The sequence below is a fragment of the Psychromonas sp. genome, from assembly GCF_041586535.1.
In the GTDB taxonomy this organism is placed as follows: domain Bacteria; phylum Pseudomonadota; class Gammaproteobacteria; order Enterobacterales; family Psychromonadaceae; genus Psychromonas.
Window position 1 is genome coordinate 1 of sequence record NZ_JBFGZY010000061.1, and the last position, 21,404, is coordinate 21,404.

General features: G+C 42.9%; 18 protein-coding genes and 1 pseudogene. 12 read left to right on the forward strand and 7 right to left on the reverse strand.

Features of this window, described 5'->3' with window-relative positions; translation table 11 throughout:
* Nucleotides 1–167: 167 nt before the first annotated feature.
* A complete protein-coding gene (gene hldE, locus ABZA00_RS08500; protein ID WP_372881729.1) occupies nt 168–1,598 on the forward strand; it encodes a bifunctional D-glycero-beta-D-manno-heptose-7-phosphate kinase/D-glycero-beta-D-manno-heptose 1-phosphate adenylyltransferase HldE in 1,431 nt (476 codons plus the stop codon).
* Nucleotides 1,599–1,680: 82 nt separating this feature from the next.
* Here the strand turns inward: hldE and tolC are convergent, their stop codons facing one another.
* Nucleotides 1,681–3,003 (reverse strand): outer membrane channel protein TolC, encoded by a 1,323-nt coding sequence (tolC, locus tag ABZA00_RS08505; RefSeq protein ID WP_372881730.1) that lies wholly within the window; start codon nt 3,001–3,003, stop codon nt 1,681–1,683.
* 118 nt (nt 3,004–3,121) lie between these two features.
* Between tolC and nudF the strand changes: the two genes are divergently transcribed.
* From nudF to parE, 4 genes are all read left to right on the forward strand, one after another.
* Entirely contained in the window at nt 3,122–3,754 is a 633-nt protein-coding gene (gene nudF, locus ABZA00_RS08510) for an ADP-ribose diphosphatase (protein ID WP_372881731.1), read from the forward strand.
* 301 nt (nt 3,755–4,055) lie between these two features.
* On the forward strand, nt 4,056–4,871 hold the full coding sequence (gene cpdA, locus ABZA00_RS08515; protein WP_372881732.1) for a 3',5'-cyclic-AMP phosphodiesterase: 816 nt from the start codon (nt 4,056–4,058) through the stop codon (nt 4,869–4,871).
* Nucleotides 4,871–5,443: a YqiA/YcfP family alpha/beta fold hydrolase gene (locus ABZA00_RS08520; RefSeq protein WP_372881733.1), complete on the forward strand. Its 573-nt coding sequence runs from the start codon at nt 4,871–4,873 to the stop codon at nt 5,441–5,443. Before cpdA ends, ABZA00_RS08520 begins: the two co-directional genes overlap by 1 nt.
* Nucleotides 5,444–5,505: 62 nt before the next feature.
* A complete protein-coding gene (gene parE / locus ABZA00_RS08525) occupies nt 5,506–7,395 on the forward strand; it encodes a DNA topoisomerase IV subunit B (RefSeq protein ID WP_372881734.1) in 1,890 nt (629 codons plus the stop codon).
* A gap of 162 nt (nt 7,396–7,557) precedes the next feature.
* On the opposite strand, the pseudogene ABZA00_RS08530 reads toward parE, so the two are convergent.
* Nucleotides 7,558–7,708: pseudogene (locus ABZA00_RS08530) on the reverse strand (IS481 family transposase); the annotation flags it as partial.
* A 327-nt stretch (nt 7,709–8,035) separates the two neighbouring features.
* Between ABZA00_RS08530 and ABZA00_RS08535 the strand changes: the two are divergent.
* Genes ABZA00_RS08535 through ABZA00_RS08560 form a run of 6 tightly spaced genes read left to right on the forward strand, consistent with a single transcriptional unit; the run spans nt 8,036 to nt 12,988 of the window.
* Nucleotides 8,036–8,755, forward strand: a complete 720-nt coding sequence (locus tag ABZA00_RS08535; protein WP_372881735.1) for a DUF3450 domain-containing protein — start codon at nt 8,036–8,038, stop codon at nt 8,753–8,755.
* Complete coding sequence (locus tag ABZA00_RS08540; protein WP_372881736.1) at nt 8,755–10,179, forward strand: MotA/TolQ/ExbB proton channel family protein; 1,425 nt, start codon at nt 8,755–8,757, stop codon at nt 10,177–10,179. Before ABZA00_RS08535 ends, ABZA00_RS08540 begins: the two co-directional genes overlap by 1 nt.
* The gene (locus ABZA00_RS08545; protein ID WP_372881737.1) at nt 10,163–10,711 is read left to right on the forward strand and encodes a MotA/TolQ/ExbB proton channel family protein; all 549 of its coding nucleotides are present in this window, start codon (nt 10,163–10,165) and stop codon (nt 10,709–10,711) included. The genes ABZA00_RS08540 and ABZA00_RS08545 overlap by 17 nt, the downstream gene beginning before the upstream one ends.
* Nucleotides 10,708–11,112 carry an ExbD/TolR family protein gene (locus ABZA00_RS08550; protein WP_372881738.1) on the forward strand — a complete coding sequence of 135 codons (405 nt, stop codon included), beginning with the start codon at nt 10,708–10,710 and terminating at the stop codon, nt 11,110–11,112. The genes ABZA00_RS08545 and ABZA00_RS08550 overlap by 4 nt, the downstream gene beginning before the upstream one ends.
* The gene (locus ABZA00_RS08555; RefSeq protein ID WP_372881739.1) at nt 11,112–11,756 is read left to right on the forward strand and encodes an energy transducer TonB; all 645 of its coding nucleotides are present in this window, start codon (nt 11,112–11,114) and stop codon (nt 11,754–11,756) included. The genes ABZA00_RS08550 and ABZA00_RS08555 overlap by 1 nt, the downstream gene beginning before the upstream one ends.
* 2 nt (nt 11,757–11,758) lie before the next feature.
* A complete protein-coding gene (locus ABZA00_RS08560) occupies nt 11,759–12,988 on the forward strand; it encodes a tetratricopeptide repeat protein (RefSeq protein WP_372881740.1) in 1,230 nt (409 codons plus the stop codon).
* A 492-nt stretch (nt 12,989–13,480) separates the two neighbouring features.
* Here ABZA00_RS08560 and ABZA00_RS08565 read toward each other — a convergent pair whose 3' ends face one another.
* From ABZA00_RS08565 to ABZA00_RS08585, 5 genes are all read right to left on the reverse strand, one after another.
* Entirely contained in the window at nt 13,481–15,604 is a 2,124-nt protein-coding gene (locus ABZA00_RS08565; protein ID WP_372881741.1) for a TonB-dependent receptor family protein, read from the reverse strand.
* A 251-nt stretch (nt 15,605–15,855) separates the two neighbouring features.
* Entirely contained in the window at nt 15,856–16,620 is a 765-nt protein-coding gene (gene fecE / locus ABZA00_RS08570; protein WP_372881742.1) for a Fe(3+) dicitrate ABC transporter ATP-binding protein FecE, read from the reverse strand.
* Between the two features lies 1 nt (nt 16,621).
* Entirely contained in the window at nt 16,622–17,596 is a 975-nt protein-coding gene (locus ABZA00_RS08575) for a FecCD family ABC transporter permease (RefSeq protein WP_372881743.1), read from the reverse strand.
* Nucleotides 17,597–18,607: a FecCD family ABC transporter permease gene (locus ABZA00_RS08580; RefSeq protein WP_372881744.1), complete on the reverse strand. Its 1,011-nt coding sequence runs from the start codon at nt 18,605–18,607 to the stop codon at nt 17,597–17,599. It lies immediately after the preceding gene.
* On the reverse strand, nt 18,604–19,503 hold the full coding sequence (locus ABZA00_RS08585; protein ID WP_372881745.1) for a Fe(3+) dicitrate ABC transporter substrate-binding protein: 900 nt from the start codon (nt 19,501–19,503) through the stop codon (nt 18,604–18,606). The genes ABZA00_RS08580 and ABZA00_RS08585 overlap by 4 nt, the downstream gene beginning before the upstream one ends.
* Before the next feature lie 336 nt (nt 19,504–19,839).
* Here ABZA00_RS08585 and ABZA00_RS08590 point away from each other — a divergent pair, with 336 nt between their 5' ends.
* Nucleotides 19,840–20,991: an MFS transporter gene (locus ABZA00_RS08590; RefSeq protein ID WP_372881746.1), complete on the forward strand. Its 1,152-nt coding sequence runs from the start codon at nt 19,840–19,842 to the stop codon at nt 20,989–20,991.
* Nucleotides 20,992–21,404: the final 413 nt, after the last annotated feature.

Consider the following 21,404-nt stretch of genomic DNA (forward strand, 5'->3'; position numbering starts at 1 on the left):
GCTAGCTAGACATAAAACTACGTTTTAGTCTTTGTTATTGATTTTGTAATTAGAACAACTAGTTACTGCAATCAATGCCTTGCTTTCATCCATTTTTCCTACGCCTAAATAGATCATCTAATTAACGGAATTGGTATAACTAACTTGTCCAATAATAGAGAGATGAAATGAAAATAACATTACCTGAATATGGCAATGCACATATATTAGTGGTTGGCGATGTCATGTTAGATCGATACTGGCATGGCCCAACCAGTCGTATATCTCCAGAAGCACCGGTGCCAGTGGTTAAAGTTGAGCATATAGAAGAGCGCCCGGGCGGGGCAGCCAATGTGGCATTAAACGTTGCCGCACTGGGGGCTAAAGTAAACTTAATCGGTTTAGTCGGGGCTGATGAAGCGGCCAATATATTAGCAAAAAATCTCGAAACTGTGCATGTGAATAATAATTTTGTAACGGTACCCAACTTTCCTACCATTACTAAGTTACGCGTACTAAGCCGTCATCAGCAACTGTTGCGTTTGGACTTTGAAGAGGGGTTTCACGGAATAGACAGCAGTGAAATTCTGCAAAAAATGGACAACAGCCTGAGGACTCAGGAAAGCGTTGTTATTTTCTCGGATTATAATAAAGGCTCGTTAACCGATGTGCAGGCAATGATTCAGCTGGCTAAAAAATATAATTCAGTTGTACTGGTTGATCCGAAAGGTTGTGATTTTGAAAAATATCGCGGAGCAACCCTGCTAACGCCAAACCTTGCTGAATTTGAAGCTGTTGTTGGCAAGTGTCACTCCGAGGGCGAGTTGATTGAGCGTGGTTTGGCATTAATAAAACAGTTTGATTTAAAAGCGTTACTGGTAACGCGTAGTGAGCATGGCATGACCTTAATCCGGGAGGGGCAGGAGCCATTCCATCTGCCGACACAGGCGCAGGAGGTATATGACGTTACCGGTGCCGGTGATACGGTTATTTCGGTGCTGGCCTCTTCCTTGGCAGCAGGTAGTTCATTTGAGCATGCCTGTACATTGGCGAATGCTGCCGCAGGGGTAGTAGTTGGTAAAATAGGTACTTCCACGGTTAATACCATTGAACTTGCCAATGCGGTTTATAGCCAGCAGGAGATCGGCTTCGGCGTGCTTTCTGAAGAACAGCTGAAACTCGCGGTGAAGCTTGCGCAGCACCGGGGAGAAAAAGTGGTGATGACCAATGGCTGCTTTGATATTCTTCATGCCGGTCATGTTTCCTATCTGAATACTGCCCGAGAACAGGGGGATCGTTTAATTGTTGCGGTTAACAGTGACCAGTCGGTACGCTCTTTAAAAGGATCTGGCCGTCCGGTCAATCCAGCGGATCGCCGTATGGCTGTTTTAGCGGGATTAGGTGCGGTGGACTGGGTAGTCGAATTTACTGAAGAAACTCCGCAACGTTTGATCGCCGAGATTTTACCGGATCTGTTAGTTAAGGGCGGGGATTATAAGCCCGAACAGATTGCCGGCGGCGCCGAAGTGATTGCCAATGGTGGTGAAGTGCGGGTTTTACAGTTTGAAGAAGGCTGTTCAACTTCTGAAATTATTAAAACCATTCGTAACGAAGCTTAAAGCACTGCGTTTTGCTGATAAGAAAAAAGGGAAGCGATAAGCTTCCCTTTTTTCTACAATTCATAAAACCTACGTTAACTGGTTAAGATACTGGGCGAATTTCCGTTAAACCGTTAGAAATATCGCTGATATCCTGCTCTGATAATGTACCGGCAAAGAATTTTAGCTGCAGCATATTGATGATGTAATCGTAACGCGCATTAGCCAGCTGATTTTCAGACTCATATAATGCACGCGTTGCATCCAGTACATCAACGATAGTGCGCGTGCCGACTTCAAAACCAGCTTCTGTGGCATCCAGCGCACTGCGTGAGGAGACTACCGCCTGCTCATAGGCGCGAATGGAGCTGATGGATGCGCTGACATTGTTATAACCGCTATTGACCTGTGCTTCTGTATTGCGGAATGTCTCCACTAAATCTTCACTGGCGTAAACATAATTATACTGTGCCTGTTTAACCAGAGAAGTGATATTGCCGCCCGTGTAGAGCGGGACGCTTAAGCTTATGCCAATGCTGCCGTTGCTGAGGTTGGTATCGCTGGAGGAGCTGTCTCTATAATCAGTATTGTTATAACCTAAACCAGCGGTGAAATCCAGCGTCGGTTGATGCCCGGCCTGAGCCCGGTCGATCTCCATTTTAGCCAACTCTTTAGCGATACGTTTGGTATGTAATCCTAAGTTGTACTCTAATGCTTTATTGCGCCAAAAGGTCACACCGCCTTCAAGTTTCGAAGCGCTGAATGTGGCTGTATTTAAATAAGAGACTTTTAGCACATCATTGCCGGTTAATTCGCGCAACGCATAATAGGTATTAGCGAGCGCGTTTTCCGCGATGATTTCATCCGCGCTGGTGCGGTCATATTCCGCCTGCGCCTCATGCACATCGGTGATCGCAATTAAGCCTACTTCAAAACGTTGCTTAGTCTGTTCCAGCTGACGTTCTACAGCACGTTTATTGGCTTTAACTGATTTCACGGACTCGTCTGCCCGTAATACATTAAAGTAGGCCGTTGCGGTTCTGAGCAATAAATCCTGAGCTGCCTGACCATAAATTGCCGCGTATTGGGTCGCTTGTTTCTCTGCAATATCCAGCAGTTGCCAGTTTGCACCATTGTAAATTGATTGGCTTAGTCCAAGGTCGGCACCGTAATTTGTGTTGGTATAATCGTTATCATTATAACTGCTGTAAGTTGCATCCAGACCAAAGCCGATTTGTGGTAATAGCGCCGCTTTGCTTTCAGTTATTTTTTCCAGGTATATATCGTACTGAGCTTTACTTTTGAGGATAACGGGATCTTTGATTTTGGCTGTTTGGTATACCTGCAATAAGGTATCAGCTAAAGCGGAATAACTGAAGCTGCTCAGTGCAAACAAAGTTGCGAGTGATATTTGTTTTAAAGTCATGTCAAAGAGTCCTGTAACGGATTAAAAAAACAAGAGATAATATGAAGTTACATAGTATAACTTAAGTGTATTATAAAAAAGTGATGTAATAGGTTTATTTAAGGAAGGGCAGTGCCAAATGAGTGAAAAAGCGAATATAACAAGCGAAGATCCACTTGAATATGATCACAGTGATGTTGAAATTTTAAATAAGGAGCCGTTATATAAAGGTTTTTTTGAATGCAATTTATATACATTAAAACATAAATTATTCTCAGGCGGCTGGAGTCCGGAAATAAAACTGGAGTTTTTCGAGCGTGGTCATGCTGCGGTTTTATTACCCTATGATGTAAAAAATGATGCAGTGGTGTTGATCGAGCAGTTCCGTTTTGGTGCTGTGGGGGCGGGAAAGTCTCCATGGTTATTAGAGTTAGTTGCAGGCATGATCGAACAGGACGAAATTGCGGAAGATGTGGCAAAACGTGAAGCACTTGAAGAAGCCGGCTTAACGGTAAATTCCTGCCAGTTTATGCTTAATTATTTAGTCAGTCCGGGCGGAACAACGGAGCAGATAGATCTGTTTATCGCTAATGTAGACAGCAGTAATGTTGGCGGATTATATGGTTTGGAGCATGAAGGTGAAGATATTCGCGTGCATGTGGTTCCCAGAGAGACTGCTTATCAATGGGTCAAAGAGGGTAAAATATACAATGCAGCAACGGTTATCGCCCTGCAGTGGCTGGAGCTGAATAAAGATAACTTATCTATTTAACCTCATTTCTGGATAATGGTGCTGTCGCGATTTGCTTATCCAGAATTGAGGTTATTTAAATATACTGCGCTATTTTCCGCTGAAAATGTCCTGCATCTTCAAGGAGTTTGGCTATAGATCTCAAATTTAAGGGATAGATCGACTATTATCGACATTTTTCAGTGTTTTTGTTCAAAACCTGTCTAAGCAGGTGATAAAATCATCCGCTTAGATAATGGTAGCCCACTGCAAGTGCAAAGTATGATCAGCAACAACGATTACAATATCAACTCACCTAATAATGAAAGTTATGGATACACAAGTGACAGAATTACAACCAGATCAGCAGGGCTGTTTACAGCTTTTGCAAATTACCGATACCCACCTTTTTTCAGATAGAAACAGGGACCTGCTGGGTATTAAAACGGTAGAAAGTTATGAGGCTGTGATTGAGCACGCTGCCCGGTATTCATCTGCTTGTCAGGCTGTTTTATCAACAGGCGATCTGTCTCAGGATCATTCCCGACAATCTTACCTTGATTTTACCGAGCAGATAAAAAAGTTGGATCTGCCATGTTACTGGCTGCCGGGTAATCATGATATGCAGTCAGTGATGATGCCCAGTTTATTGCAGCAGGGGTTAATACAGGCCCGGCAAATTGTCAGCGATTTCTGGCAAATTATACTATTAGACTCACAAGTTGAAGGTGTGCCTCATGGTTTTTTAAGCGAGCAGCAACAGTTGTTTTTACAACAGGCTTTAGGCGAATATCCGGATAAGTATGTGCTGATTTGTGTTCATCACCATATTTTACCCGTTAATTCGGCATGGTTAGATCAGCATATCTTAAAAAACCACGGCACATTTTTAGAACTGATCCGGCCGTTTCCCAATGTACGTGCAGTTTTATCCGGACATGTGCATCAGGCATTCGACGTTGAGAAAAATAATGTGCGCTTTTTAACCAGTCCATCGACCTGCGTGCAGTTTAAGCCAAATTGTGATGATTTTGCTGTTGATGATCGGGCTCCCGGTTACCGTTATTTAGCATTAAATAAAGACGGCACTATCAATACGAAAGTTGAGCGTCTGGCAGATGGTTTATTTACCGCGGGTAAAGATGCAAAAGGTTACTGATGGCAAAGGTTTTATTATCATTACATGGATTTCATAGCTCCCCGGGTTCGTTAAAAGCGCAGCAGATGGACTCCTATCTGGCTGAACACTATCCTGAAATAACCTTTCTCTGCCCGCAGCTTCCCTGCCTGCCAAAGCAAATGTGGGAAGTGATCGAGTCGGTTTTTGCACAATATTCCGGTGCAGAAATTGCCGTCATGGGCAGTTCATTGGGTGGCTATTTAGCGGCAAAGGCGGGAGAGCAATATGGTGTTAAGGTCGTTTTGATCAATCCGGCGGTGTTTCCTTACCGTTTACTGGAGCAATATGCAGGAACGCAGATTCACCCTTATACACAAGAATCTTATCAGATAAATGAAAACTATCTGCAGCAGTTAACCGCATTAGATACAAAATCTCAGAGTAACCCGGAAAAATGCTGGCTGTTATTACAAAAACAAGATGAAGTTTTAAACTACCGGGAAGCCCTGAATAAATACCAGCGCTGTAAAATAACCTGTGAAGAAGGCGGAGACCATAGTTTTATTGGTTTTGAGCGTTTCTTACCTGCTATCATTGCGTTTTTATTTTAGTTCTTTTGCTATTATTCATTCTTTAAAATAATTCCTTCCGTTTTTTCACTATAGGTAGATCCATGAGCGACCAATATAATTCAGATTCCATTGAGGTTTTAAACGGTCTTGATCCCGTTCGCCACCGCCCGGGAATGTATACCGAAACATCACGTCCGAATCATCTTGGTCAAGAGGTCATCGACAATAGTGTCGATGAGGCATTAGCTGGCTACGCGACGACAATTCAGGTTATTTTGCATAAGGATCAGTCATTAGAGGTGATTGATGACGGGCGCGGTATGCCCGTAGATATTCATCCTGAAGAACGAATTTCAGGGGTGGAGCTTATTTTCTGTAAATTACACGCCGGCGGTAAGTTTTCCGGAAAAAATTACGAAATATCCGGCGGTCTGCACGGTGTGGGGATCTCTGTTGTTAATGCGTTATCAAAACGTGTTGAGGTGACTATCCGCCGTGATGCAAAAATCTATGAAATTGCTTTTGAAAATGGTGAAAAAGTAGAAGAGCTGCATGTTACAGGCGCATGCGGAAAACGTAATACCGGCACCACTGTGCATTTTTATCCCGACCCGAGTTATTTTGATAGTCCACGATTTTCTGTGTCGCGTTTACTGCATCTGTTAAAAGCGAAGGCGGTATTGTGCCCCGGTCTTACCATCAAATTTAAAGACAAGGTTAATCAAAGTGATTATCAGTGGTGTTATCAGGATGGTTTAAATGACTACCTGTTAGAGGCGGTGACAGGCAATGAGTTGCTGCCGTCATTACCTTTTGTCGGTAAGTTTTCAGCAAAAAGTGAAACAGCAGACTGGGCGGTTGTCTGGTTACCTGAGGGCGGTCCTTCAATTTCAGAAAGTTATGTAAATTTAATACCCACACTGCAGGGCGGGACGCACGTCAATGGTTTCAGGCAGGGACTGCTTGATGCGATGCGGGAATTCTGTGATATCCGCAATCTTTTGCCGCGCGGCCTTAAATTAAGCCCGGAAGATATTTGGGATAAATGTGCCTATATTCTTTCGGTCAAAATCAAAGAGCCGCAGTTTGCCGGGCAGACCAAAGAACGCTTATCATCGCGTCAGTGTGCGGCTTTTGTTTCCGGTGTGGTCAAAGATGCTTTTAGTTTATGGCTTAATGCCCATGTTAATGAGGCTGAGTTACTGGCTGAATTCTGTATTGATAATGCCCAGACGCGTACCCGTAAAAGCAAAAAAATTGCCCGTAAAAAAATCACCCAGGGGCCAGCACTTCCGGGTAAGTTAACCGATTGTTCAACGCAGGATCCAAAGCGGGGAGAGCTTTTTTTAGTGGAAGGTGATTCAGCCGGCGGCTCGGCAAAACAAGCTCGGGATCGGGAGTTTCAGGCGATCATGCCGTTACGGGGAAAAATTAAAAATACCTGGGAAGACGATTCTGACATCATTTTAAATTCTGAAGAGATCCATAATATTTCCGTGGCGATAGGGATTGATCCCGCTTCGAAAGATCTGTCCGGCCTACGTTATGGAAAAATCTGTATCCTGGCCGATGCTGACTCTGACGGTCTGCATATTGCGACGCTTATCTGCGCGCTGTTTGTCCGTCATTTCCGCGCTGTCGTGGATGCCGGGCACTTTTTTGTGGCGATGCCGCCGTTATACCGAATCGATATCGGCAAAGAGGTTTATTATGCTCTGGATGAGTCAGAAAAAGAGGGCGTTTTAGACCGTATCGAAGCGGAGAAAAAACGCGGTAAAGTCAATGTGCAGCGCTTTAAGGGTTTGGGTGAAATGAACCCCTTACAACTGCGAGAAACCACCATGGATCCGAATACCCGCCGCTTAGTACAGTTAACTTCTGAAGGTGCGGAGGAGATGCTGGAGATGATGGATATGCTGCTCGCTAAAAAGCGTGCCGGAGATAGGAAAACCTGGCTTGAAGACAGTGGTGATATGGCCTCTATTGATTAATGTTGTATAAAGCATAAACGGTAATGAGACATAAACAATGGCATATCTCTTCCTGAGTATGTGCCTGCTCAGATTTTCTCTGACAGTTACTTATTTTTTTACTGTATCTGTCAGTTAATATTTGATATAAATTTTTTCTGTTCAAATCACTTTATCATCAATTCAAGTTGCTGATTTTGTTCGTCCGCAGCATTTCTTACCTTGATAAGTTCGAGTATTGTTATAGCATTCGTCCAGATCTTTTTGTAACTCCTCCATATCTGCATACAGTTTTTCCTAAAAGTGATTTGTAAAACTCCTTCAACATCGTTTGTAGAAGTGTTCACAGGGCGAAGTATCAGTTAATCGATGCACAATTAATGTAAGGTTTATCAGGGCTGTTTATCTTTCGAGATTGAATTTGCAGCAGTTTGTAGATTCTTTCTACAAGGCAGAGCTTATGTGGACTCCCCCTTTGTCAACAATAATAATTCACGAAAGCTAAATCGGACCTGACAATATAAAAATAACGAACGCAAACTTTGAAAATTGACTTTACCTTTGAATGATAATCGTTATCATATAGGTCTCTTTTTCAATCTAACTTTGGATAATAATTGGCGTGGTTTTCTTAAACAAAAGTTTAATGTGCTTAGCCCTAATGAGTTGCACCAGTTACAGTTTGGCAACCAGTGTAGAGCAGCTACAAAAGCACAGTCTCACCGACCAGTCTGATAATATACAGGCGCAACTTAAGATTAATGATATTGATGATCAAAAAACTGCATTAATTGTAGAAGTGAAGACATTGCAGGATGAAGCGCAAAGTCTGGAGTTATACAACCAATATTTGGACCGTTTATTAACTGATCAGGATAACGAAAAAGCCTCTTTAATAACTCAAATTAATAGCGTTAAGCACACTCGTCAGGGGTTAGTGCCTTTGATGGTGCGCATGTTAGACAATCTTGAACAATTTATTAATCTGGATTCACCATTATTGGCACAGGAACGGCAAGATCGTCTTGCTCGGCTGAAAACGATGATGGCTAAAGCGGATGTCAGTGAAGCTGAAAAGTTCCGTCGTTTATTAGAGTCTTATCATATAGAAACAGAATACGGCAGCAAAATGGGCGAATATCAAGCGCCTTTGCGTATTAATGGCATTGAACGAACAGTTAATTATTTCTACCTCGGTCGGGTTGTTTTTGCCGCTGTTTCACTTGATGGAAAAAATGTTTGGGCATGGGATAGGGCTGGCAATCAATGGCGTGAGATTGATGCTTCCTATGCTGCTGATATTGAAAAAGCGATAGGCATTGCTAAAAAGAGCGATATCCCGGCACTGTTAAGGCTACCTTTATTAAGTGAGGCCAAGTAATGAAATTATTGATGACTCTAATGGGTACGTTATTGACCTTTTTCGCTTTAACAAATACAGCGCAAGCCAATAACTTGGATGATTTACTACAAAAAGTAAAATCAGAGCAACAACAAAACCATCATAAAAATGTATTACGTAACGATGATTTTTCCAAGGATCTACAGTACTGGCAAGACAAACTGGCGTCTGCACAAGCACGATTAAATTTAGCAAAAACTCAGGCAGGCGAAAAAGGTGCCCTTTTTGAAGATAACGAGCAAACACTCACTTCACTTGAAACAGAGTTAGATCTTGCTAAAGGTAATCTCGGCGAACTGTTTGGCGTGGTACGCCAAATTTCGGGAGAGTTTGCCGATTCGCTTAAAGGCTCAGTGATTTCAGCGCAATACCCACAGCGAGATGTTTTTATCGACAGCTTAGCTGAGCGAAAAGCCTTACCTTCATTATCAGAGCTGGAGCAGTTATGGTTTATTATGCAACAGGAAATGACGGCATCAAGCAAGGTCACGACATTTAACACTAAAGTACTAAATGCTTCGGGTGTTGTATCTGAAAAAGAGGTCACGCGGGTGGGCGCGTTTAACCTTATCGCTGATAAGCAATATATGGTTATTAATCCTGAGTCTAACTTACTGCAACCTTTGTCACGTCCTGTGCCGATTAATGTGCAGCGTACTTTAAATAATTGGCTTGATGATAGTGTACAAGTTAATCCTTTTTATTTTGATCCTGCCAAAGGTGATTTGTTAACCATTTTATCACATACACCGACTTGGACAGAGCGCATCAAGCAGGGGGGCAGCATAGGCTATTTGATTATTGGTGTGCTGTTCTTTGGTCTGCTTATTGCGGCGCTTCGTTTTATAACCTTAGGTAAAGAATCAATTAAAATAAAACAGCAGCTAAAACAGCTTGAAGCTAACCCTAATAATGCATTAGGCCGGATCTTTGCTATTTATCAAACTAATAAAAATCAAACCACACAAGTGCTGGAATTGAAACTCGAAGAAGCGGTATTAAGAGAAGTACCAAGATTAGAGCGTGGCTCAAGCGTATTGAAGATATTAGCGGCTATTGCACCTATGATGGGGCTGTTAGGCACAGTCACCGGCATGATCGGGACTTTTCAGTCAATCACCTTGTTTGGTACCGGGGACCCTAAATTGATGGCAGGTGGTATTTCAATGGCGTTGATTACGACCGTTATGGGGCTGGTTGCAGCATTACCATTATTACTGATTCACAGCTTATTACATAGCAGAGCAGGTAGCCTGATAAATATTATCGAATTGCAAAGTTCAGGTTTGATTGCGCAGCAGGCTGAAGCTGAAGTTAACCAACAAATGCAGGCCATAGCTAAACACCCGCTTGCCGCTAAAAGGTCAGTAAACAAATTGGAAACGCATGATCTGGTTATTTGAAAAACTGCATCTCGTTCACCTTTTTATTGCTGGCGGTGGCCCGGTACTTTGGTGGATTGCTATTTTGTTAATGGTGCTTTGGGCATTGATAGTTGAACGCCTTTATTACCTCTTGGTTTTATTTCCTCACTATCACAAAAGATTAGTCACAGCTTGGATGAATCGAATGGATAAGCAGTCGTGGTGTGCATTACAAATACGCCAGACCTGGCTTGCCCAGGCGGAGATGAAATTAAAACAGAATATGGCTTTTCTAAACGTCTTAATAAAAATGTTTCCGTTACTTGGCTTACTGGGTACGGTCAGTGGCATGGTGCAAGTTTTTGATGTGGTTGCAGTATACGGTACGGGAAATCCACGCTTACTGGCATCGGGAATATCCCTGGCGACTATTCCTACTATGGCAGGACTTGTTTGTGCCTTATCCGGTTTGTTTATTTATTCGCGTCTGGAAAGTAGGCGTAAATTATTATTATCAGGTCTGGCTTTACAGCTGGCTAACGATAACGACTGTAAAGAGGTTATCCGATGAGAAGAAGACGTATTAGAGCAGAAGATGATACTCAAATCGATATGACCCCCCTGTTAGATGTGGTCTTTATTATGCTGATTTTCTTTATCGTCAGCACCTCCTTTGTGCGTGAATCCGGGGTGGACGTGAACCGCCCTAAAGCGGCTACCGCAACGGAGCAAAGCAAAGCTGGTATTTTTGTTGCAATTAAAGAAAATGGCGAAATTTATATCGACAGGAAACAAGTCGATGTGCAACGCGTCCGGGCAGGTTTAGAGCGTTTACTTGCAGATCTGGGGGATGTGGGATTAGTCATTCAAGCAGATCAAGGTACCCGTCATGGGGTGGTCGTGCAAGTCATGGACGCCGCTCGGGATGCGGGTATTACACAAATAGCAGTTGCGGCGGAGAAGCAAGAGTAATGCGTTTGTTGCTTGCTTGTTTAGGTGCGCCAATTATTAGCTTTGCGCTATTACTGTTTATGGCTGGTTTGATTAATAAAGAGGTCAGCCAGCATAGGCATAATGAAGAGACTCCTTACTTTGATTTGCTTATGGTCAATCAAGACGAATCTTTTACACGTAAAATTCGCCACAAAGCAGAACCACCAAAGCCAATGCCGCATACAACTGCCGTGCCAAGCGAAATACTTGAGGCATCTCTACCCAATCCCGGTTTAAGTGCAACATTAGATTTACCGAGTGTAGCGTTATCGACTGGTGTGATGGCCATGGCGATTTCCATGCCAGGCATTGAGACGATGGCCGTGCCTTCTAATGCGCAATCCGGAGAGATGTCGTCCACTCCCCTGTATCGTGTTGAGCCACGTTATCCCAGAAAAGCATTACGTTTAAAGAAGCAGGGTTACGTGCTTTTATCTTTTGATATTAATGAAGAGGGGCGGGTCAGTAATATTCAGGTATTGGAGGCTGCGCCGGAACATCTCTTTGAAAAGGAAGCAAGGCAGGCGCTGAAAAAGTGGAAATATAAACCTATGTTGATTGATGGCAAGCCGGTGACACAAACCGGGCAAAAAATACGTCTTGATTTTAAGATGGACGCTTAAAAATGGATATGAAATCAGGCATGCAACTGAAGTACTTAATGCTAATAACCTTCATATTAATAACGAATTTATTTGCGAGTACTGTTTGGGCCGTGCAACAACCTCGCTTAAGTGCCGCCGTGGGCAAACAAGTGACTATTGCTTTTGCGCTTTATGAGCAAGGAAAGTTACCTCAGGCATTGCAGCAACTCAGTGAAATTAAAAACAGATCGTCTTTTGATAAAGCTTATGTGAATCGTTTTATTGGTAACCTGTATTGGGAACTGGGTAATGAAAAAAAGGCATTAGAAGCGCTTAAAATAGCGTTATCTGAAGATGTACTTGGGCAAACAGAACAAAGACAAACCCAGCGTATGCTTGCTGATCTTTATCTTAATCAAAAGCAAACTACTCAGGCGATTGCCCTATATAATGAGTTAATTGGCTACGCTGAAAGTGAGTCTCTATATCAACAGTTAGCGATGGCTTACTACCAAGAAAAATCATGGCAAGCATTAATCGAGGCCAGTAATAAAGCGATTGCCTTAGCGACTGAATTTAATAAAAGTGTACATATATTACAGCTCAGTGCTTTTTATGAGTTAGAAAATTATAAAAGTGCGAATAAAATCCTCATTAAATTGACTGAGCTTTACCCTGAAGATAAACGTTGGTGGATGCAGCTTGCTTCTACCTATCGTCTCCTGAACGAGGATACAAAAGCGCTCGCAACTTACGAATTAGCCTACTTAAATGGTTTTGTTGTGAGTAGTGAGGAAATTCAATACTTAGCAAATTTCAGGGCTGTTTCAGGCTCTCCTTATCAGGCTGCTTTATTATTGGAATCGGCAGTTAATGACGCTGTGGTCGCTAAAAATGCGCTAGTCTATCAACGGCTTGCTAGTTTTTGGCAAACAGCTAGAGAGCATGATAAGGCGCAGCAGTATTGGGGGGAAAGCGCATCATTAAGCGGTAATGCACAGCATCGATTAATACAGGCACAATTACTTCACCTGTTAGGCCGTTATGAAGAAATGTTAAGCGTGCTTGATACAGTAAAATCAGATAGCAGCGAGATTAAGGGCAAGGTCGCATTAACTAAGATTCAAGCGTTATTTGAGTTGGAAAGTTATGCTGCAGCTATGCACATTGCGCGCGTAGCCTTGACCTATCCTAGCGCACAAAAGCGCGCTGCAAGTTGGTTAAAAATATTAGATAACAAGCTAAAAGAAAGCCAACAGATTGCTGCATAGTGCTACACCATCATGCTATTAATAAAAATCATCAGCAGCGTTATGGCATACTTTAAATATTTTCCCCAATATATTCCTCTCTAGAATCGTTACAAAATACCCAAGCGTTTTTACTGTTATAGCAATTCCATTAAGTTAATGATCTATTTCAGTGTAGAAAAAATACATGAAAGCAAGGCATTAATTGCAGTAACTAGTTGTTCTAATTGTACAAAATATTAGGGAAAGATTTTGAATAGCTTTAGCTGTCCATGCAGTGGTGAAGAGCAGGACGTTCAGAAAAAAAATTATCATACAGATAGGGGGGATTTTAACCAGCAAGGTGAACACTTATTTGATGCGTTTTGTATTAGTTATGATTAATTTTTATAGGGGAAAGTTGCAGGCTGCTTTAGCTTTAATGTCTAAAATGAACAGAAGGCGGTACAGAGGTCGTAAAAGAGACAACAAACTGACAAAGATTTTTGTCAGTTTGTTGATGGTTAACTTAGCTTAGAAGTCATACCCTAAATCAAGTGTGAATGAACGTCCCGGAGCTGCCACACGTCCGGCTGGAGAGACATCTAATCCTCTAAAGTAATACTCGTTGTCCAGTAAATTGTTTACTCCTAAACCCACTGTTAAAGTTTGTGTATCTTTCTGATATAGCTCAGTTGATAAGCTTAAGTTGACCACCGTATAAGCCGGTAGCTGGCCAGCAGTACCTGCTGCGTTTTCTTCAACGCTATTGGCTAGATCAGAAAATGATTTACTGTAGTAATAAGCCATTAGACCGAGCTCAACACCGCTGTAATCATAGAATGCACTAGCAGAAATTTGATGCTTTGAAGCATAAGGTAATTCATTACCCGAAAATGAGCCGTCAAGTTGCTCAGTATCTAAGTAGTTATAAGCCCCACGCAGAGTTAACTCCGGTATAGTCATTGGTGAAAATTGACCTTCAACTTCAACGCCTTGATTACGTGTTTCACCAATATTTACAAACAGACTGACATCACTGTCATATTGGATTTTATTTTTAAAGTCGATACGGTATAGAGCAACATTTAAATTACTGTTTTTTGTTGGAGTGAAACGTACACCAGTCTCATAGTTCCATGAAATTTCAGAGTCTAATGTTTGTTCTTTAGGCCATAATTGACTGATTTGTGGTGTTCTTAATGATTTTTGTGCGTTCGCATAGGTGAACCATTGCTCAGAGAATTCATAACCTAAGGTTAGGCCAGGCAAGATCTCTTGCACATGGTTTTTTTGAGCGTAACTTTGACCAATATTAGTGAACTCCATACGCACATCTTCGTAACGTAATCCTGGTGTAACAGTCAATCTGTCATTGAAGAAACCAAGCTTATTACTGGCATAGTAAGCCATGGCATTAGTGTCCATATGCCAGTCACGAGGTGCTGTTGTTACACCTGTTTCATTGTCTGTTTGTTTCAGCTGGTAGTTAATATCTTCATTAACGTAGCGGGCACCGACTATCCAGTCCTGGCTTACCGGACCATCAATATACACTGTTGCTCTTGGCTCTATACCATACACTTTAAATTCTCGTGGAGAGGTACGAAGATCGGTTGCATCTTGTGTTGTATCTGCCCAGTGAGATCCCAAATCACTATCAGTATCTTTGCTTGCGTTATAATAATCCCATTGGAAATCACGTTTGCTTTGGTGAGCAAATGTAATCAAGTCAAATTCAGCATAATCAGCAAAACCAGTTTCACCTAACACATGATTATATTTCATAGATATACGCCTGGTGTCAGCGGAAAACTCATCATTAGGGCGTAATGATTGGTTGCGATCCTCTTCATAAGCCGCTGTATTTAGTGCGCCTGGGAGCTGTGTATCGGCATCATAATACTGCACTGTGGTCTCTAAGGATTGCTGTTCATTAATCTGCCAGGCTGTTTGCAGCATCCAGTTTTGTACGTCTGTATCGGAATGATCCCGGAAAGATTCACCACTTAAAAAATTCGCACTTAAACGCACCGCAAAGTTTTCATTAACTGCGCCGCCGCTACTTAAGTAAGTATCGTAAAGGGTTTTATTATCACCAAAAAAGGTAATTCGCTCATTTAAGCTGGTTTTCCATTGCTCTGGAATAGGTTTTGAAATGAGGTTGATAACACCACCTACGTTGTTTGGTCCGTATTGCACGGCGGCGCCACCACGTACAACATCAATACGGTCGATCATTGCCAGAGTGGCAGGGAATAATGATTGTCCGGTATGACCGTATGGTGCAAGGGTCATTGGAATTCCATCAAGTAAAAATTGAGAATAACCGCTGCGGCTGCCATCTAAACCACGTACTGATACATTAGGTAAGACACCCGTGCCCGTTTCATCGTTAACTTTAATACCAGGCACTTGCTGTAAAGCGGTATCAATAGAGCGTGCAGAGGTCTTTTTCAGCACTTCTGAAGTCATGATACTACGGTTACCTTGGTAAGTTCTGATTTCTTCAACTTCTGAGTTGCCTAGCACACTGGCGGTGATAACCATCTTCTCAATTTGCTCAGATTCAGCTGCTTGCGTGTGGCTGGATATTAACCCTGTGATGAGGGCAAGTGACAGCGTATTTATTTTGAACTGAGGGGGGGTATTTTTCATAGTTGGACTTTCCTTAGTTTTATCAGTGGGTTTAGTTTTTTTTAAGTTGTAGCAGGTGGCTCTTTAATGCTTTGAAGAGCAGTCCGCGATCTTCATCGGCTAAGAAAGCGCAGCAAGCAATTTCTGTCTGTTGGCATAATTCAGCCATATTCTGAATAGCTTGTTGCACTTCTTGATGCTTGCAAAAAAAACTAGATCGTAATGATAATTATTTTCATTTATATTGCAAGTTGTTTTTCTGGCTATGTTTTTTATAGAGGGATACACATAGGTTTATTGGCAATAGGGTCGTTTATAATCATGGCATTTAATGCAAAGACCTCTTTTAACAATCTACTATTAAATATTTTATGGGGGGTATCCTGGGCAACTAATTGACCTTTTTTCATGACAATCAGGTGATCACAATAACGGCAGGCTTGATTAAGATCGTGTAATACCACTACTAATGTTTTACCGTTTTTATTCATTTTCTGCATCATTTCCATTAGCTCTATTTGATGCGTTAAATCGAGGTAAGTGGTTGGTTCATCGAGCAGTATATATTCTGTATCCTGTGCTAAAACCATGGCAATCCAGGCACGTTGTCGCTGTCCGCCAGAAAGTGAATCTACTGGAATGTCCGCTAAGTCGGTGAGAGCGGTTTCAGCGAGCGCCATTTGTACTTTCTGTTGATCCTCCGAGGTTAACCCGCCCCATTGTGAGAGGTAAGGATTACGCCCGAAACTGACCAGTTGCCGGACGCTGATGCCCTCTGGAGTAATTGGCGATTGCGGTAAAATTGACAGCCGTCTTGCTCTTTTTTTATGGCTTAATTTAGTTAAATCCTGGTCGGCTAAGGTGACCTTGCCCGAGGCGGCTTTTAAGCTACCGGAGATGGCTTTCAGCAGGGTCGATTTACCACAGCCATTGGGGCCTATTAATGCTGTTATTTTTCCCTGAGGAATGCTGATATTTAAATCGCTCAACACAGAGCGACTTGCGTAATCGACGCTTAGATTTTCAATGCTCAACATATTAGCAACCTTTATATCTATGTAACAAAAACAGGAAATAGGGGGCGCCTAAAATGGCCGTGAGTACACCCGCCGGCAGCTCTAATGGCGGGGCCAGGTTACGTGCCAGGGTGTCGGCACTAAGGACTAAAAGCGCCCCGATTAAGGCTGCGCAGGGCAAGATTAATTTATGTCGGGAGCCAACTAGTAGACGTGCTAAATGCGGGGCTAATAAGCCGACAAAGCCAATGGTGCCGCATACGGCAACACTGACACTGGCCAGTGCAACCGCGCTTAATAAGGCGACAATCTGCAGGCGTTGTGTATCGACACCTAAAGCATTTGCGGTTTCTTCGCCTAAGGCAAACAAATCTAAGGACCAGGCCAGATAAAAGGAGAAAGGCACTAAGGTGATCAACCAGGGAAGCAGTGGCCAGAGATAATCCCAATTGCGTCCCCATAAGCTGCCGGTTAGCCAAATCATGGCGCTATTGACCTCAATAGGGTGCAATACCAATAGAAAGTTAATACAGCTGGATAAAAAAGCGCTAATGGCAATGCCCACTAAAGCAAGGCGGGCCGGGCTAGGATTATGCCAGCGATTGAGTAACCATATAATGAGAGCAGCAGCAAAGCCGCCGAGTAAGGCAATCGGGGGTAACCAGGCATTATTGATATTGGGCCAAATCAATAACACGGTGCAGGCGGCTAAGCCTGCACCACCACTGATGCCCATCAGATCGGGAGAAGCCAGTGGATTACGAATAATGCCTTGCGTTAAGACACCTGAGATCGCCAGTCCCATGCCGACCAGAATGGCAATTAAGATCCGTGGTAGACGGTAATAATTAACGATGAAATCTTGCTCACCACCCTCGATTAAAGTCTTTAATACGGTTTTTATTGCGAGTGGTTCAGCACCTGTGACCAGGCTGACGCCGGCTAAGATAAGCAGCAGTAAAAAAGTGCTCAGCAGTAATTGTGTATAGCGGGTCATTTATAACTTTCCTTTTAATACTAAATAGATAAAAAAAGGTGTGCCGATCAGGGCCGTGACTATGCCAACCGGTGTTTCTGCTCCTGGTACGATAGTGCGGGAAAGTAAATCGCTCCAACAAACTAAGGCTGCGCCTAATAAGCCACTGGCAGGCAGCAGCACAAAATGATTATTGTGAAACAGGGCTCTTGCAAGGTGCGGGGCGATTAAACCAATAAAGACAATGGGACCTGCCAGCGTCACGGAAATGGAGGTTAATAATAAAACAGCTAAACAGACACGGATTCGCAGCCAAGTGACATTAATGCCTAAACTAGCGGCAGTTTGTTCTCCAAGCGCATTTAAATTAAGCCCTCGACTGCAGGAAAATGCCAGTAACAGCGCCACTAAACTGACCGGCCAAAGTTGTGACCAGCTTTGCCAGTCAACTTCGCTGAGCGAACCTGATAACCAATGTAAAATACTATAAGCCTTATCATCGGCAATAATTAGCGCTGCACGTGTCAGTGATGTGAGCAGGCCATTAATGGCAATCCCCGCAAGAATAAGACGTAATATATTGTTATTACTTCGTAATCCTCCCCCTAGTAGGAATACTAATCCGCCGCCTAATAAGGCCCCTAAAAATGTCGCCACTTCACTTGGCAGTCCGCTAAAAAAAATAAAACCAATGCTGTTTAATGCCATTAAACAGGCGGCACCAGAATTAATCGCAAACAATGTCGGTGAGGCGAGAGGGTTGCGGGTTAACCCCTGCATTAACAGTCCGGCAATACCGAGATTAAAGCCAATTAAGCAGGCCACTAAGCTACGCGGTAAGCGCAGAGAAAGAATAATCTGCTGTTTAATATTATTGCTATCAGGAGCAATAAGGATCTGCCATAGATCGTTAGCCTGTAACAAAAATTCGGATTGGCCATATAAGGAAAACATAAAGCCTGACAGCAGTGTTGTTATTAATATTGCCGGTTTCAATGGCCAGGTTTGCCTGGCGGATAATGAAATATTCATGGTGTTAAGGACTGTACCAGCTCTTCGGCGATCTGCTCGGCGGCTAACATGCCGCTGGCTAGTGACCAGACATTGGGGGAAACATGAATTAGCTGCTTAGATTTAGGCGCCGTTAACATCTTCCACAGTGGGCTTGTTTGCCATTTATCGAGCACAGTGTTTTCTGTGTACTGGCCGACCAATAACCAGTCCGGATCAGTTTTTAGCAACTGTTCAAAACTGCTTTGCAGATAAGCCTCATTGCTATTTTTTGTCAGAGGGCTATTTAAACCTAATGCTTTAATCACACTGCCGGCATAGGAGCTGGGAGTATGTAACCACATGCCTTTATCGGAGATGATCGCAAATTGGTAGCTGTCGTTATTATTAAACTGGTTTTTTAAATCAAGCATCAGTTGTTGATGTTGTTTTAAGCGCTCCTCCACTTGCGCACTTTTATTAAGGGCAAGGGCAATTTTCTGCATCACTAATAAATTTTCCTGGTAAGTAATGCCTCTGCTTTGCAGCATCAAGGTAGGTGCAATACGGCTCAGATCCTGATAGATCGATTGATGGCGGCCACTGTCTGCGATAATAAGATCCGGGTTAAGTGCTGCAATCGCCTCTAAGCTGGGTTGGTAACGCGATCCGACGGATTGCCAGTCATTAATAAGATGGCGCACTCTTTTAATTACTCGATTTTTATCGCCATCATCGGCAATGCCGACCGGGGAAACACCGGCAACGGCCATTGCATCAACAAAAGAAAAAGCTAATACGACGATACGTGTTGGCGTTTTTTCTAAGGTTAAGGAGCCGGCATCATGTTTAATCGTTGTTGCATGAGTTTGTGTGCTCATGAAGCTTAGCTGGAAGAGCAGTAAAACAGTAAAAATTAAAGGGGAAGGTCGTGACATTGAGCGTACCAAATAAATCAAAGTTTAACGCTAATGATAACTATTATCATCGGTTTTGTCATTAGATATTTTTATGATTCTTCTTATTTTCAGAGAGTTAAAATAATTAAATCATTATTGACTTGGGCGATAATGATAATTACTATCACTTTCTTCTGGTTGTTCAGTGAGCTCAACTCTCGATGGATGGTCCATCATCTTGACCTCCGGGAAAAATGCTTGCCGATTTATATTTGCCGTTACGAAAGATATTGCTCAGGCAGTTGGTTGAGTAAATCGCTATCTGTTATCAGTGCCTCACTTTTTCTACCAATATTTTTTAATAAAGAGCATGCCATGTCTGGAGTTTATGTGGTTTTATTTTGCCACTTTCTAACGGCGTTCACTGCACTGGGAATGCCATTATTTATGCCGCGTATGCTCAGTAGTTTAGTTGACGGCGATCCGCAATATTTGATTGCTGTGATGTTTGTTGTACCGCCACTTTGCGCTGCTGTTGCTGCGCCCTGGTGGGGGCGTTTTGCAGATAAGTACGGTAAGAAGAGATCATTACTAAGAGCGCAGGGCGGTTTAGCGGCGGGCTTGTTACTGTCCGGCTTTGCAGATAATTTATGGCTATTTTGTCTCGGTTTACTGGTGCAGGGGATAAGTGGCGGAACACTGGCCGCTTCCAATGCGTATTTAAGCAGTAAATATCAGGGGGATAGGTTAGCCAAAAGTCTCAATCTAACGCAGTTTTCCGCGCGTTTGGCGATGGTCTCCGGCCCTATTTTATTAGGTTTATTTACTGAAATAGCGCAGCCGTTACATATCTACCGTTACTTAGCATTATTACCTTTGTGTGCATTGCAGCTGAGTTTCTTTCTGCAAAGTGATGTTGTTGCCGGCAAGCAAGCGATGCACCTGAGCAAGAGTAAACCTTATAGGGGGGAGTTTAAGCAGTTATTATTTTTACAGTTCCTATTTTGTTTTGCGATGGTGGTGACTTTCCCTTATTTTTTACCTTATGTGCAAAGCCTGGGAGAAAGTAGCGATAGTATGGTGGGGTTTTATTACAGCCTGCCGCATCTGCTCTACTTGCTGCTGGCTTGCTGGATCGGAAAATTAACGCTATCCGCTCGAACTCAGAGTCTGTTTGGCTTTGCCCTTTTAAGCCTGGCTTGCGCGGGACAGTTTATCCTGCAAAGCAGCGACGGCCTTATCTTTTATCGCCTTTTATTCGGCTTGGGTATGTTGTTTGGTTACAGCGGTTTACATTTATTGCTGAGCCAGTGCCTGCAGCAGAGGCAGGCTGGTTTGTCATTTGGCCGCTTTGATGCATGGGGAAAGTGGGCCGGTGTGTGTGCCGGTCTGATGGCAGGCTTTATGAGCCAGCATTTTTCCTTACATGGGCCATTTTTACTTTCGAGTATTGCTTGTTTGGCTTCTATTGTTATTTTGCTTATTCATGTTAAGGAGCCGTTTGACCATGTCAATCCAACCATTTAATCATAATACCTCTACCTCAGAAAAGTAGGTAATGAAGTGTAGCAACGTTTAGCGGAAGCGAATGCCATTAATTGTCTGTTTTACTGTTACCTTATTGGGACAACTGTGCACACCAAAAGATGTGTTAGCGGGTTAGCAATATGTTGAGTCTTTGGTGATTGATGATTATTTGGTTTTCAGCCAGGTAGGGGCTTATGCGTGAAATATCTCACATCAAAACTTCTTGATGTATGCGCCACCGCTAATCCATTTTATCCATTTAGATGAAAAATACCGTCATTCATGGCGGTGATGAAAATCATTGATGCGAAGGATTAACGTTACTTAGGTCTATTTTGTTGCTCGATATAAGTCGTCAGGGCATCTAGCGCAGCACCGCCAGATGATCCGGCAAAGTAACTGGGAGACCATAA